13 protein-coding genes are annotated in these 13,437 nt (G+C 33.1%); 9 read left to right on the top strand and 4 right to left on the bottom strand.

Annotated elements, in window-relative coordinates; all coding sequences use genetic code 11:
- Positions 1 to 47 precede the first annotated feature (47 nt).
- The 3 genes from NYQ10_RS14090 to NYQ10_RS14080 form a co-directional block, all read right to left on the bottom strand.
- A complete protein-coding gene (locus NYQ10_RS14090; protein ID WP_289876980.1) occupies positions 48 to 518 on the bottom strand; it encodes a hypothetical protein in 471 nt (156 codons plus the stop codon).
- 65 nt (positions 519 to 583) lie between these two features.
- Positions 584 to 1,627, bottom strand: a complete 1,044-nt coding sequence (locus NYQ10_RS14085; RefSeq protein ID WP_289876979.1) for a succinylglutamate desuccinylase/aspartoacylase family protein — start codon at positions 1,625 to 1,627, stop codon at positions 584 to 586.
- Between the two features lie 132 nt (positions 1,628 to 1,759).
- On the bottom strand, positions 1,760 to 2,119 hold the full coding sequence (locus NYQ10_RS14080; RefSeq protein WP_289876978.1) for a nuclear transport factor 2 family protein: 360 nt from the start codon (positions 2,117 to 2,119) through the stop codon (positions 1,760 to 1,762).
- Positions 2,120 to 2,354: 235 nt separating this feature from the next.
- Between NYQ10_RS14080 and NYQ10_RS14075 the strand changes: the two genes are divergently transcribed.
- The 7 genes from NYQ10_RS14075 to NYQ10_RS14045 all read left to right on the top strand — a co-directional run bounded on the left by NYQ10_RS14075 (position 2,355) and on the right by NYQ10_RS14045 (position 10,855).
- Positions 2,355 to 2,714 carry a hypothetical protein gene (locus NYQ10_RS14075; RefSeq protein WP_289876977.1) on the top strand — a complete coding sequence of 120 codons (360 nt, stop codon included), beginning with the start codon at positions 2,355 to 2,357 and terminating at the stop codon, positions 2,712 to 2,714.
- 232 nt (positions 2,715 to 2,946) lie between these two features.
- Positions 2,947 to 4,038, top strand: a complete 1,092-nt coding sequence (locus tag NYQ10_RS14070; RefSeq protein WP_289876976.1) for an efflux RND transporter periplasmic adaptor subunit — start codon at positions 2,947 to 2,949, stop codon at positions 4,036 to 4,038.
- A 50-nt stretch (positions 4,039 to 4,088) separates the two neighbouring features.
- Positions 4,089 to 7,205, top strand: a complete 3,117-nt coding sequence (locus NYQ10_RS14065) for an efflux RND transporter permease subunit (protein ID WP_289876975.1) — start codon at positions 4,089 to 4,091, stop codon at positions 7,203 to 7,205.
- 254 nt (positions 7,206 to 7,459) lie between these two features.
- On the top strand, positions 7,460 to 8,950 hold the full coding sequence (locus tag NYQ10_RS14060; protein WP_289876974.1) for a TolC family protein: 1,491 nt from the start codon (positions 7,460 to 7,462) through the stop codon (positions 8,948 to 8,950).
- A gap of 144 nt (positions 8,951 to 9,094) precedes the next feature.
- Positions 9,095 to 9,655, top strand: a complete 561-nt coding sequence (locus tag NYQ10_RS14055; protein WP_289876973.1) for a Crp/Fnr family transcriptional regulator — start codon at positions 9,095 to 9,097, stop codon at positions 9,653 to 9,655.
- A 73-nt stretch (positions 9,656 to 9,728) separates the two neighbouring features.
- On the top strand, positions 9,729 to 10,055 hold the full coding sequence (locus NYQ10_RS14050) for a DMT family transporter (RefSeq protein ID WP_289876972.1): 327 nt from the start codon (positions 9,729 to 9,731) through the stop codon (positions 10,053 to 10,055).
- A gap of 353 nt (positions 10,056 to 10,408) precedes the next feature.
- On the top strand, positions 10,409 to 10,855 hold the full coding sequence (locus tag NYQ10_RS14045) for a GNAT family N-acetyltransferase (protein WP_289876970.1): 447 nt from the start codon (positions 10,409 to 10,411) through the stop codon (positions 10,853 to 10,855).
- 3 nt (positions 10,856 to 10,858) lie between these two features.
- On the opposite strand, the gene NYQ10_RS14040 is transcribed toward NYQ10_RS14045, so the two are convergent.
- A complete protein-coding gene (locus NYQ10_RS14040) occupies positions 10,859 to 11,722 on the bottom strand; it encodes a LysR family transcriptional regulator (RefSeq protein WP_289876968.1) in 864 nt (287 codons plus the stop codon).
- 63 nt (positions 11,723 to 11,785) lie between these two features.
- Between NYQ10_RS14040 and NYQ10_RS14035 the strand changes: the two genes are divergently transcribed.
- A complete protein-coding gene (locus NYQ10_RS14035) occupies positions 11,786 to 12,304 on the top strand; it encodes a GNAT family N-acetyltransferase (protein WP_289876967.1) in 519 nt (172 codons plus the stop codon).
- A 202-nt stretch (positions 12,305 to 12,506) separates the two neighbouring features.
- Positions 12,507 to 13,394 carry a DMT family transporter gene (locus NYQ10_RS14030; protein ID WP_289876966.1) on the top strand — a complete coding sequence of 296 codons (888 nt, stop codon included), beginning with the start codon at positions 12,507 to 12,509 and terminating at the stop codon, positions 13,392 to 13,394.
- Positions 13,395 to 13,437: the final 43 nt, after the last annotated feature.

Raw genomic sequence — 13,437 nt, 5'->3', positions numbered from 1 at the left:
TTAAAGGTTTATGCTGAAAAGTATAAACCTTTTTTAATTATATCATTTTAAACCTTTAATAAAATTACACCTTTTTCTACGTATATATTTTTAATATTATTTTTGCAGTTTAACCAACCAATTTTGAATTTGATATTATATTTTTTTAAATTTTTATTAATCCAAATTAGTTTTAAGAATCTTACTTTCCCATTTTTATTGACAAATCGCTTTATAATATAGTTTCCTTTAAAAAAATCATTTATCAATTCTTCAATTTGAAAATTATTTTCTAAAATATAATACTGCTCAATTCCATTAATCTGAATATTTATAAAAAAATTGTCTAATTCTAGTTTTAAAAAGACCTCTTCTAACTCAAATTCAACACTAAACTTCTCATTTTCTAATAAAAAATCTGTTACTGTTAATTGTTTTAAGTGTTGTAGATTTAAAAAAATTATCTTTAAATAAAAAATAAAAGGATTTTCATTTTTATAATTGAGAATATAATCTTCTATTCTTTTTAAATTAATCATATATCCAATTTACTTTAATTTTTACTCTTCATAAGATGAAAGTCTTATTAATACACATTAAAATCTCAATTTGAATACCCAATACAAAAAACAGTTTCATTCTTATTTACTGGTGGTGTCCCGATTTTATACAAAATAACTCCGTTTGCCGGAAATTTTATTTCACTCAAAACCTTTCCAAATTCATTAGAAATAAATCCGATTTTATCTCCTTTTTGAATGTAATCTCCACTTTTCAAAGTACTGTGAAAAATTCCATTAAAGTCTGCTTTTACATATTCTTGATTATTCAAATAAACGGCTGATGGATTTTTCACAGGAGCTGCACCTTTATTGTACATTTCCATATAATTCAACATATTATAGACCGCTTTTTTAATTAAATGAACAGATTCTGTCTGCACATTTCCTAACTTTCCTGCTTCAATGCTCAAAGCAGTTTTTCCGTTTTGCGAAGCTTGTTTAAAAGCATATTTTGCAGGCTCAGTTTTAGTAATCGTATACGGATAAGAAACAATGTGATTAATTCCTGAAATCTCAGAAAGTTTACTGCTTAAAAGTGTTTTCTTTTCTTCTAAAGTATTATTGTAATAGCAAATAAAAGGCAACAAATCTTCATTAGCATCTCCCGCATGAATATCCAGAAAAACATCTGAAAGCGGAATTATTTCCTTAGTTATATAATTAGCAATCTGCTCAGTAATAGTTCCAGATGCTGAACCTGGAAAAGCATTATTAAGATTTTTTCCGTCAAGCGGATTTACAAACAGTGTTCTTTTATAAAACGAAGCAACATTCGCAATTGGAACCACAACCAAAGTTCCTTTTAACTTTTTAGGATCAATTTCCTTAATTAATTCCTGAACAGCTGTTATTGGTGGATATTCAAAACCGTGAATTCCTGCAATTATGGTAAAAACTGGTCCTTTTTCTTTTCCCGAAATAATAGTTACGGGCATATAGTTATAAGGCGAATCTATTTTAAATTGAACTAAAGTATCTGTTCTTTTTCCGATGTTTTCTTTTACTATTTTTTCTAGATTTTGACTAAAACCAATAAAGGGCAGTAACAGCAATAATTTTATGCTTAAAAGCTTTAAGTAATTCACGTGGTATTCTTTTATAAAAGAAAACAAAAGTGTTTTCTCTATTAATTTTTAAACCGCAAAGATAAAAAACTTCAAGGGTTTAGACTAAAATCACGAGTTACGAAATTATTCTTACTACTTAATTCTCAAATCTTAATTCTCCATCAACTCAATATCCATGGTTTTAATCAACCCATTTTCAAAAGTATAAACGTGTTTTACGAATCCATCAAACATCAAATTGCCTTGCAGATCTTTTACGTTTTGATGCACTTTTACTTCCAAGCTTCCATTTTCTCTTTCATCAAAACCAACAGGCTTTACTTTCGGATTAATTTCAGTCCATTGTCTTGTCCAATATTGACGGATTTCATCGTGACCGCTTATATAACCGCCTTCCCAAGCTTTTGACCATTGTACATCTTCCTGCATGGTTGATAGACAATTGTCGATATTTCTTTCGTTAAAAGCATTGTAAGCTTTTTCTATTACGTGTTCGAATTGATTTGACATGTTATGTTATTTTTAATTAGTTTCATAAAAGTAAGATACAAATTATAACTTTTTAATATAAAACCAAATAAAAATTAAAACCTTAAAAATCAACTTCGATTATTATTAAATCTTAAAATCTCACTGGATTTACAAAAATTTTAAGAATCCTTGCTTTTCAATTTGTTATATTTGGCGCTCTATAAACAATTATAAGCCTATTTCTAAGGAACAAAATTAATCTGCTGTGCTGTAAATGAAACCTATAAAGTTCATATATATCGTTTTACTTTCTCTGCTTTCTTTTTTTAGAGGAACAGAGACGTATCAGCCGATTCATCATGCCAACAGTTGTATTACTCTCGACAGCGTTGCAACAGACGATGTATTAAGTTTTTCTTCGGATTTTTCAACTTCTAAAACAATTGATCTTCATTGTGTTGCAAAAAAGAAGATAAAAGGAAGAGCGACGACTTTAGAACAAAGTACGATAAAAGCTCCTTATTTCAGTAATTTAATCAACTTCAAGCTTTACAAAAAAAGCTTAATATATGGTATAGCCAAAATATACCAGGTTCAAAGGCATACTTATCTGCATTTGTACCAACTTTTCTAGACCTCAAAATTTTGTTGTTTTTATATTTAATTTCAGAAGTTTTCTGAAATGACTTCTCATTTACGCTCACCTCGTATTTTGAGAAAATCATTTATATAAAAATATTCCCAAAAACGGAACTTCTGAACATGAAGTATCCGCAAACCATCTTATATCTAAAATCCAAATTCACTTCCTTTTATTATTTATCAGGAAGAAGATCTATTTATTCAAAAAAATTAAAAACCTAATGATGAGCATTTATAAAAATAAATTCCTTTTATGCACTTTGGCTTTATTTGTTTTAGTCTCGTGCGGAGATAAATCTAAAAAGAATTCCGACAACGTAAAAACAGTTCCTGTTTATAAAGTTACCTTAAAAGACACTATAGTTTCGAGCAAATTTGTTGCCGATGTACATGCAAAAAACAATGTAGAAATTCACGTTCGTATTCCAGGTTTACTGGATAAAGTTTACGTGAGCGAAGGACAAAAAGTAAAAAAAGGACAAATCCTTTTTAAAATAAGTGATGTTGAACTTCAGATTCAACTGTTAAAAGCCGAGGCCGTTTACAAAAGTGCCAAAGCCGATTTAAGAATTGCAACCGTAGAATTGGAACAAGCGCAAACATTATTCAATAAAAAAGTAATTGCAGACAAAGAATTAGAATTATCTAAAGCAAAATACGAAGCCGCTTCCGCGAAAGTTGCGCACGCCGTTGCAGAAAAAAAAGCAATAAACCAACAAATTAGTTTTACCACAATCCGCGCGCCATTTGACGGAACAGTTGATAGAATTCCGTTTAAAGAAGGAAGTTTAATTGAAAACGGTTCATTGTTAACTACTGTTTCTCAGTTAGATGACGTTTATGCGTATTTCTCCATTCCTGAGAATACGTATTTCCAGATGATGGAAGACAAAACCTTAAACACCCATGGTGATATCAAATTAATATTACCAAACGGACTAGTTTATGACCAAAAAGGAGAATTAAGAACCGCCGACGGAGAAATCGACAGAGAAACTGGTTCTATTCAATACAAAGCAAAATTTCACAATCCGCAGGGTTTTATCAAACACGGAACTTCTGGAAAATTAATTATTTCAGAGCCTAAAACCAATGCAATATTAATTCCGCAAAAAGCAGTTTTTTCTATTCAGGACAAACAATATGTATTTCTGGTAAAAAAAGATGGAGTAGTTAAAATGACGAATGTTACAATCGAAAGCACACTTGATGATGTTTACATTCTAAATGAAGGTCTAAAAAGAGACGACCTGATTGTAGAAGAAGGCACACAATCGTTGAGAGATGGCGATAAAATCAACATGAAACAAATGTAGTTTATCGACCTGTAAAACAGTTATTTAATTATTGATCTAAAAAATTTAAAATGATAGAGTTATTTATCAGAAGGAAAATATTGTCGTTAATTATCTCGGTAATGATAGTCCTTTTGGGAATGCTGGCGTTGTTTCAGCTTCCCATAACCCAATTCCCCGATATTGTACCACCGTCTGTAACCGTTACAGCAAAATATACAGGAGCCAACGCAGAGGTTTCTGCCAATGCCGTCGCCCTTCCGCTCGAAAGAGCCATAAATGGAGTTCCCGGAATGACTTATATGTCTACCGTTACCTCTAATGATGGTTTGACTTTAATTCAGGTTTTCTTTGAAGTAGGAACCGATCCCGATCTGGCTGCCGTAAACGTTCAAAATCGTGTAACAACAATTTTGGATGAACTTCCTGAAGAAGTTATTCGTGCCGGAGTTACAACTGAAAAAGAGGTAAATAGTATGTTGATGTATTTGAACATTACAAGTACCGATAAAACTCAAGATGAGCAGTTTATCTTCAACTTTACCGATATTAATATTCTTCAGGAATTAAAGCGTATTGACGGTGTCGGTCGTGCCGAAATTATGGGACAAAAAGAATATTCGATGCGTGTTTGGTTAGATCCGCAGAAAATGCTTTCGTATAATATTTCAGCAAATGAAGTCATTAATTCGCTTCAAAAGCAGAACATTTCGGCCGCTCCAGGAAAAGTTGGTGAAGGTTCAGGACAAATGAACAATCAGCTACAATACGTAATTAAATACGGCGGGAAATTTTTCGAACCTAAACAATACGAAGAAATTCCTTTAAGAGCCAACGCTGACGGAACGATTTTAAGATTAAAAGATATTTCTAAAATCGAATTTGGTGCGATGAGTTACGGAATGGTTTCTAAAACCGACGGGAAACCTTCTGCATCGATCATGCTAAAACAGCGTCCAGGCTCAAATGCATCAGAAGTAATTGCAAGTGTAAAAGAAAAAATGGCAGAATTGAAAGGTTCTTCATTTCCTCCCGGAATGGAATTTAACATTGCTTATGACGTTTCTCGTTTTCTTGATGCTTCGATTCATGAAGTATTAAGAACTTTGGTTGAAGCGTTTATTTTAGTGGCGTTTGTGGTTTTCCTTTTCCTTCAAGATTGGAGATCGACTTTAATTCCGGTTTTAGCAGTTCCTGTCGCGCTTATCGGTTCGTTTACTTTTATGTCGATGATGGGATTCTCGATCAACTTATTGACGCTCTTCGCTTTAGTACTTTCTATCGGAATTGTGGTCGATAACGCCATTGTCGTCGTCGAAGCCGTTCACGTAAAAATCTCCGAAGAACATATGTCGCCAATGGAAGCTACAATTAGTGCGATGAAAGAAATTACGGGAGCTGTAATCGCTATTACGATTGTTATGGCAGCCGTATTTATTCCAGTTGCATTTTTGAGTGGTCCAGTTGGAGTTTTCTACAGGCAGTTCTCATTGACAATGGCAATTAGTATTGTGATTTCAGGTATTAATGCGCTTACCCTTACTCCTGCTCTTTGTGCTATAATGCTAAAAGCGCACGATCCTAATAAAGAGAAAAAATCATTATTGGATAGATTCTTCCATAGATTCAATAATTGGTTCGATAATATCACTTCAAAATACATCAAAGTATTAGTAAAATTTGCCGATCGTAATACTGTTACAGTTGGTTTATTGGTTCTGTTTTGTGTTTTAACTTGGGGAACTACAAAATTCTTAGCATCTGGATTTATTCCGACAGAAGATCAAGGAATGGTTTATGTAAGCGTTACAACGCCACAAGGCGCAACGGTAGAACGTACTGAAAAAGCTTTAGATGAAGTAACAAGAATCGCAAAAGGAATTAAAGGTGTTGATAACGTTACTACCCTTGCTGGATACAGTATTGTTACTGAAATTGCTGGAGCTTCGTACGGAATGGGAATGATCAACTTAAAAGATTGGAGCGAACGTGATATTTCTGTAACGGAATTTATGGCAGAACTTACCGAAAAAACAAAAGGAATTTCTGATGCTCAAATCGAGATTTTTGCTCCGCCAACTGTTCCAGGTTTTGGTAACACGAGTGGTTTTGAGCTTCGTTTATTAGATAAATCTGGAGGAAGTATTACCAACACCGATAAAGTAACTAAAGAATTCATCAAAGAATTGAATGCTTCGCCAGAAATTCAGAATTCATTTTCGAGTTTTGATGCCACTTTTCCTCAGTATTTAATTCACATAGATTATGATCTTGCGGCTAAAAAAGGAATTTCGGTAGACAATGCCATGAGTACTTTACAGACTATGTTAGGTTCTTTTTACGCGACTAATTTTATTCGTTTTTCTCAAATGTATAAAGTAATGGTTCAAGCTAGTCCGCAATTTCGTCAAAATCCAGAAAGCATTTTGGATATGTATTTGAAAAATGATAAAGGAGAAATGATTCCTTTTTCAACATTTATCAAATTAGAAAGAGTTTACGGTCCAGAGGTTTTAACACGTTACAATATGTACATGTCAGCAATGATTAACGGTGAACCTGCTGAAGGTTATAGTTCTGGAGATGCCATTGCCGCTGTTGAAAAAATTGCTGCCGAAAAACTGCCAAGCCGTTTTGAATTGGAATGGTCTGGTATGACACGTGAAGAGATCTTATCAGGAAACCAAACCATCTATATTTTTGCACTTTGTATACTATTCGTATACTTATTGCTTGCGGCACAATACGAAAGTTTGCTGCTTCCCTTCCCTGTTTTATTAAGTCTTCCTGTTGGAGTTTTCGGTTCTTACATCGCGCTTGTAATGGTCGGATTAGACAATAATATTTATGCTCAAGTGGCGCTCGTCATGCTGATTGGTCTGCTCGCCAAAAATGCCATTCTGATTGTAGAATTTGCCATGGCGCAAAACAAACTCGGACGTGATATTGTCGAAGCCGCAATTGAAGGTGCCAGACTTCGTTTCCGTCCAATTTTGATGACTTCGTTTGCTTTTATTTCAGGATTGATTCCGCTATGTATTGCCTCTGGCGCGGGTGCAATTGGTAACCGTTCAATCGGAACAGCAGCGGCTGGAGGAATGTTGATTGGAACTGTATTTGGTCTCTTGATTATTCCTGGACTTTATATACTGTTTGCAAAATTGGAAAAACGAGTGAGTAAATCTTAATGTTTTTTAAACACATAGAATCATAGGATTTTGAAGGCGTCGAAAGGCGTTTCACTTAATTTAAATAAACATAGCTGAACGGTAATCTTCAAAAACCAAAGTTGAAACTTTAGGCGAATGAAAAGTTATAAGTATGGCTATGTGTTAGAAACTAGTTTCTTTCAATTCCCTTTTTTTGAGAAAGAATCCCGATAGCTATCGGGACTATGTGTTAAAAAAACTAAACGATAGATTGAACAAAATAAACTAAAACAATGAAAGAGATATTAAATCAATATAAAAATGCTGATGTACAGTTTCTAAGGACAACCAAAAGTGCCTTAGTAATAATCGCAATTTCACTTTTGACAGCTTGTTCTGCACCAAAAGTCAGTACAAAATTAGACGCTGCAAAACTTCCAGAAAATTTTGATGCACAAAGAAAAGAAGCTGTAACTAATGACTTTATTCCCTTAAAAACAGAAACGTTTTTTAAAGATCCGAAATTAGAACAATTACTTAAAAAGGCGATTGCTAAAAATCCTGATTATTTAATTATGCAGGAAAGAATCCTGATTGCCAATTCGCATTTAAAAGTCGCAAAACTGGCACTTCTTCCCTCTTTAGATCTTGTGGCTGATGCTTCTGGAACTCATTACGGAAAGTATACAATGGATGGAGTTGGAAATTACGATACTAACTTTTCGCAGAATATTACCGAAAAACAAAGAATCAATGAAGATGTTACTCCTAACCTATTTTTGGGCGGAAAAGTTTCTTGGGAAGCTGATATTTGGGGAAAATTAAGCAATCGTAAAAAAGCAGCGCAACAGCGATTTTTTGCTTCACAACAAGGAATGCGTTTATTGCAAACGCGTCTTTTGGGCGATGTTGCCGATTTGTATTTCAAACTTATCGCTTTAGACAAACAAGCTACAATTTATGATGACAACTTAAAAACGCAAGAAAGAGCACTTGATATTGTTTCGGCACAAAGATCTGTGGGAAAAGCTACAGAACTAGCTGTACAACAGTTTAATGCACAAAACAATAATATTCATGCTGAAGCTTCAGAATTGAAGTTAAGCATTGATCAAACTGAAAAAGCTTTATTGACGCTTTTGGGAGAATATGGCGGAAAAATAGACCGAAGCAGCGATTTCTTAGCTGGTCATTTAGAGGTTTTAAACCAAAAAATAAGTGTGGATTCTATCATTCATAAAAGACCCGATGTTTCTGAAGCTTATTTTGAATTATTGGCAAGCAATGCTGATGCGAAATCGGCTCGTGCGGCCTTTTTTCCGACTGTAAATTTGGGAGGTTATGCAGGTTTTAATTCGTTTTCATTCAACACTTTATTTGACGCAGGTTCTTTCGCTTGGCAGATTTTGGGCGGATTAACTGCTCCTGTTTTCAACAAAGGTCAGATTAAACAGGAATTTTATGTTTCGAATAGAAGACAAGAAATTTCTTTTCTTCAATATCAAAATAGTGTAACAACGGCTTTTAACGAATTGAGCGCATTATTGCACAGAAATGAAGCTTACGAAGATGTTTTGAAATACAAACTGAAAGAAATTGATCATCTTGAAATTGCTGTAAATGTTTCGAATGATTTGTACTTAAGCGGTTATGCCAATTATTTGGAAATCATTAGCGCACAGCAAAATAAACTGCAGGCAGAACTAGATTTTGTAGATATCCAGTTGCGAAATGCCAATTCACAAGTATTGTTGTACAAAGCTTTAGGCGGAGGAGTTAATTAGTTTTTATATATTGGTCAAAATTGCCTCTGTTTTATAGCTCATCGCAGAGGTAATTTTAAATCCCATTTCAATAGAAATGGGATTTTTTTTGAATGAAATTTTCTGTTCGTCTTAACAAAAACTATCTTTATTGAAAAATTACAAATGGATATTTCGAATATTCTAGACCAAATACATTTACTTCCAGAGCAATCCAGATTGGAATTGCAAAATAATGTTTCGGAAATTGCTTTCTCGAAAGGGCATATTTTATTAAAATCCAACAAAATAGAATCGAATATTTATTTTATAAAGAAAGGATTGGTTAGAGCTTTTGTAGAAAGAGACAATGAAGTGACTTTTTGGTTTGGAAAAGAAGGCGAAACCATTATTTCGATGAAAAGCTATGTTGAAGACCAGCCTGGATATGAAAATATAGAACTTCTAGAAGATTGCGAATTATACGAACTTAAAACAGAAAACCTAAGAAAGCTTTTCAGCGAAGATGTCCATATTGCCAATTGGGGAAGAAAATTTGCAGAAAAAGAATTGATTAAAACTGAAGAACGTTTGATTTCCAGACAATTCAAAAATGCTTCAGAACGTTATCTAGAATTGATGAAAGATCATCCTGAAATCATAAAAAGAGTTCAATTAGGTCATATTGCATCTTATTTAGGAATTACACAAGTCAGTTTAAGCAGAATTCGTGCGGAGCTAAAATAACTTCATTTTTTATCATTTGTTAAATTTTTTCCGAATTCGATAAAAGAACTTTGCAACACAAAATTTTAACTATATGAACTGGATTATTTTAATCATCGCTGGCCTATTTGAAGTAGCCTTTGCATCATGTCTTGGAAAAGCAAAAGCAACAACTGGAACTGAAATGTATTATTGGTATATTGGATTCTTTATTTCGCTAACCGTAAGTATGCTTTTATTAATGAAAGCCACAGAAACACTTCCGTTAGGAACGGCTTACGCAGTTTGGACAGGAATTGGTGCCGTTGGAACAGTTTTAGTCGGTATTTTTGTTTTTAAAGAACCTGCCGCTTTCTGGAGATTGTTCTTTTTGACAACTTTAGTTGGTTCTATTGTGGGTTTAAAAGCGGTTTCACACTAAAAATATATTTTACGATTACATACAACTTTGGCAAAGTTCAGAACTTTGCCAAAGTTTTTTTTGTTTTTAAGAGCATTGCTGTTCAAAATCTTCTCGTTAGTAACCACAATCTTGTCATTCTGAGGAACGAAGAATCTTCGCAAGTAGCTCGACACAGATTTGCAATCCACTTTGGGGAGTTTCTTGCGAAGATTCTTCGTTCCTCAGAATGACAAACTGTAAGCTGAACTTTTGTCAAATTTTTTTTGTTTCAAAAGACATTAATGCATTTTTAGCATCACATGATAAAAAAATAGCATTTTAAAACATTATTCTCTCTTTTATCTTTGTTGAAAATTAAAGCAAAAATAAAAATGACATTTAGCCATTCCATTAAATCTTTTGACGAATTAACCAATCACGAATTATACAATATGCTTCGTTTAAGAAGTGACGTTTTTGTAGTCGAACAAAACTGTCCGTATTTAGATTTGGACAATAAAGACCAAAAAGGTTTTCATGTTTTATTTCATGTGGATAACGAACTAGCTGGAGTAACACGTTTACTTCCTAGCGGAGTATCTTATGACGAAATTTCAATAGGAAGAGTTGTAATTTCAAGAGCACATCGCGGATTAGGTTTGGGAGTAAAATTAATGGAAGCTTCGATTGCAGGTTGTGAAGAAAAGTTTGGAAAAGCGCCAATTCGAATCAGTGCGCAATATCATTTATCCAAATTCTATCAATCTTTAGGATTTGCAGAACAAGGTGAAGTTTATGATGAAGATGGAATTCCACATATTGGAATGCTTCGTGCCTAAAATTTAAGGAATAATCAATTTTAAAACATTGGCTAAAACAGGATTATGATCTTCTGTTCGCCAATTGATATACAAATCGGTTTCTAACGGCAATTTGATAAATCGAATTCCAGGAATTTCATGAAAAAGATAAGAATCGGGCAAAATCGCAATTCCTAGTCCTTTTCGAACCAAAGCAATAATTGCCGAACCAAATTCAGAATGAAGATATACTTCTGGAGCGTTTTCCAAAGAATTAAATAATCGTCTGATTAGATCGCTATAACTGCTTCCTTCATCATTAGTTGGCAAAATAAACTTTTGAGAAGCAAGTGTTTCCTTAGTCAAATCCTCGGGAGTTTGATATGGATGATCTTCGGGAACAACAATCGCTAAATGATCGGTATGGATTTTTTGAGATTCAATATCTTTTGCGTTATTGATATCTCTCGTAATCGCTAAATCGATTTTATAATTGCGAAGAAAATCTTGCTGATTCTCATAAAGAACTTGAACCAATTTGATTTTAAGTTTCGGATAAGCATCAGAAATGCGAGATAAAATCTCAGGCATAATAGAAGCCGAAATAGAATCAGGATGAGAAATGGTAATTGTACCGCTTTCGCCCAACTGAATTTGGCGGGCAGATTGATGAATAAATTCGAGTTTGTTCAATTCAACTTCCCATTTTTCTTTTAGAAATTGACCCGCAGCGGTAAGTTTGACATTACGTTTGTTTCTTTCAAACAATTGAATACCAAGCTGATTTTCTAAAGATTGAATTTGACGGCTCAATGCAGATTGGGTAATATTCATTTTTCCGGCTGTATTCCAGAAATGAAGTTCGCGTGATAACGCTAAAAAATATTTAATTTGCTGTAAATCCATTGATGCAATTTACGCATTTATTAAAAACAAAAAACAGCTTTTAATGCATTAAAGAATAAAAAAATGAATTCATTAGAAATAAAAAAAGCAACAGTAAAAGATTTAAATACGCTACAATTAATTGGCAGACAAACTTTTTCTGAAACATTTGCAGAAGTGAATAGCGAAGAAAATATGAATAAATATTTAAATGAAAGTTTTGCAACTGATAAATTAACTTCAGAGCTAAACAATCCGAATTCTTATTTTTATTTGGCAGTTTTAGATGAAAAAGTAGTTGGTTATCTGAAATTAAATACTGGCGATGCACAAACTGAAAAAGAAAATGTGAATGCTCTAGAAATTGAACGTATTTATGTAGCCAAAGAATTTCACGGAAAAAAAGTCGCGCAAGCACTTTATACTCAAGCGGAACAAACTGCCAAAGAAGTAAAAGCTTCTTATATGTGGCTTGGCGTTTGGGAAAAGAATTTTAGAGCCATTAGTTTTTATACCAAAAATGGTTTTATGCAATTTGACACACATATTTTTAGATTAGGCGATGATGAACAAACGGATTTAATGATGAAAAAAGTTTTATAAATTAATCAAATACAATCATTTAACACATAGAAACATAGATTTTACATATTCAATAAAGGCGTTTCACTTGTTTAAAAAAACATAGTTTGCTATGTGTTAGAAACTAGTTTCTTTCAATTGCCTCTTTTTAAAAGAAAAACCTATGTTTCTATGTGTTTTAATATTTTTCACAAATTATAAAAAGCAATAATTGCTTCAACAAATGAAAAAAAGACAACTTTTACTGCTTTTACTAATCCTCGGAACTGCGTTTTGGGGAATCTCCTATTCGATTACCAAAATGGCAATTGGCGATTATTCGCCCAACACTTTTTTATTTTATCGCTTTTTTCTAGCTGTAATTGTTCTGAGTATTGTCTTTTGGAAATACGTTAAAAACATGAATCTAGAAGCTATCAAAACTGGTTTTATTCTTGCTGTACCAATGTTTTTAGGTATTCAATTACAAACCGTTGCACTTAAATATACAAGTGCTTCACAATGTTCTTTTATTGCAGGATTAACCGTGATTATTATTCCGTTGATGAAATTGGCTTTTTATAAAACCAATACGCCATTAAAAATTTGGATTGCGGCTTTGACCGCTTTAACTGGTTTGTTTATAATTGCCGTACAAGAAAAATTTACTATAAACTTCGGCGATTTGCTTACTATTGCTGGCGCATTTGCTTTTGCTGTTTATTTAATTTCGGTTGAAAAACATTCATTATCAAAGAATCTTTTGTATTCGATTGTGCCAATGTTTTCGTTTTGTGCTTTGTTTACTTTTTGTTTGGCATTTACAGATCAGCATGCAGAATGGTTTCCAAAAAGTGATACTTTCTGGCTTGGTGTTATTTATTGTGCTTTATTTTCTACCGCTTTTATGTATACGGTTTCTAATATTTCACAGCGTTATTTATCTGCCGAGCGCGTTGCTGTAATTTATTTGTTTGAGCCTGTTTTTGGCGCAATCGGTGCTTTTTTTATTTTAGGAGAAAATCTTACGTGGCGTTTGCTTTTGGGAGGAACTTTAATCTTTTCAGCCACAATTATTTCTGAAGTCAATTTTAAAAAATCTAAAATAAAAGTTGTCGCAGATAAAAATTAGATATTAGTGTTTCTCGCAGATTTAAAAAGATTAAATATGATTA

Origin of the sequence: Flavobacterium johnsoniae (assembly GCF_030388325.1) — a bacterium.
In the GTDB taxonomy this organism is placed as follows: domain Bacteria; phylum Bacteroidota; class Bacteroidia; order Flavobacteriales; family Flavobacteriaceae; genus Flavobacterium; species Flavobacterium johnsoniae_C.
The sequence above is the reverse complement of the archived record's forward strand: the minus strand, read 5'-3'. Positions and strand labels throughout refer to the sequence as shown.

What these genes read in the sequence shown, in the direction of transcription:
- NYQ10_RS14080 (WP_289876978.1), bottom strand. Translation starts at nt 2,119, where the DNA reads ATGTCAAATCAATTCGAACACGTAATAGAAAAAGCTTACAATGCTTTT.
- NYQ10_RS14070 (WP_289876976.1), top strand. Translation starts at nt 2,947, where the DNA reads ATGAGCATTTATAAAAATAAATTCCTTTTATGCACTTTGGCTTTATTT.
- NYQ10_RS14030 (WP_289876966.1), top strand. Translation starts at nt 12,507, where the DNA reads ATGAAAAAAAGACAACTTTTACTGCTTTTACTAATCCTCGGAACTGCG.
- NYQ10_RS14050 (WP_289876972.1), top strand. Translation starts at nt 9,729, where the DNA reads ATGAACTGGATTATTTTAATCATCGCTGGCCTATTTGAAGTAGCCTTT.
- NYQ10_RS14065 (WP_289876975.1), top strand. Translation starts at nt 4,089, where the DNA reads ATGATAGAGTTATTTATCAGAAGGAAAATATTGTCGTTAATTATCTCG.
- NYQ10_RS14035 (WP_289876967.1), top strand. Translation starts at nt 11,786, where the DNA reads ATGAATTCATTAGAAATAAAAAAAGCAACAGTAAAAGATTTAAATACG.
- NYQ10_RS14075 (WP_289876977.1), top strand. Translation starts at nt 2,355, where the DNA reads ATGAAACCTATAAAGTTCATATATATCGTTTTACTTTCTCTGCTTTCT.
- NYQ10_RS14055 (WP_289876973.1), top strand. Translation starts at nt 9,095, where the DNA reads ATGGATATTTCGAATATTCTAGACCAAATACATTTACTTCCAGAGCAA.
- NYQ10_RS14045 (WP_289876970.1), top strand. Translation starts at nt 10,409, where the DNA reads ATGACATTTAGCCATTCCATTAAATCTTTTGACGAATTAACCAATCAC.
- NYQ10_RS14060 (WP_289876974.1), top strand. Translation starts at nt 7,460, where the DNA reads ATGAAAGAGATATTAAATCAATATAAAAATGCTGATGTACAGTTTCTA.
- NYQ10_RS14090 (WP_289876980.1), bottom strand. Translation starts at nt 518, where the DNA reads ATGATTAATTTAAAAAGAATAGAAGATTATATTCTCAATTATAAAAAT.
- NYQ10_RS14040 (WP_289876968.1), bottom strand. Translation starts at nt 11,722, where the DNA reads ATGGATTTACAGCAAATTAAATATTTTTTAGCGTTATCACGCGAACTT.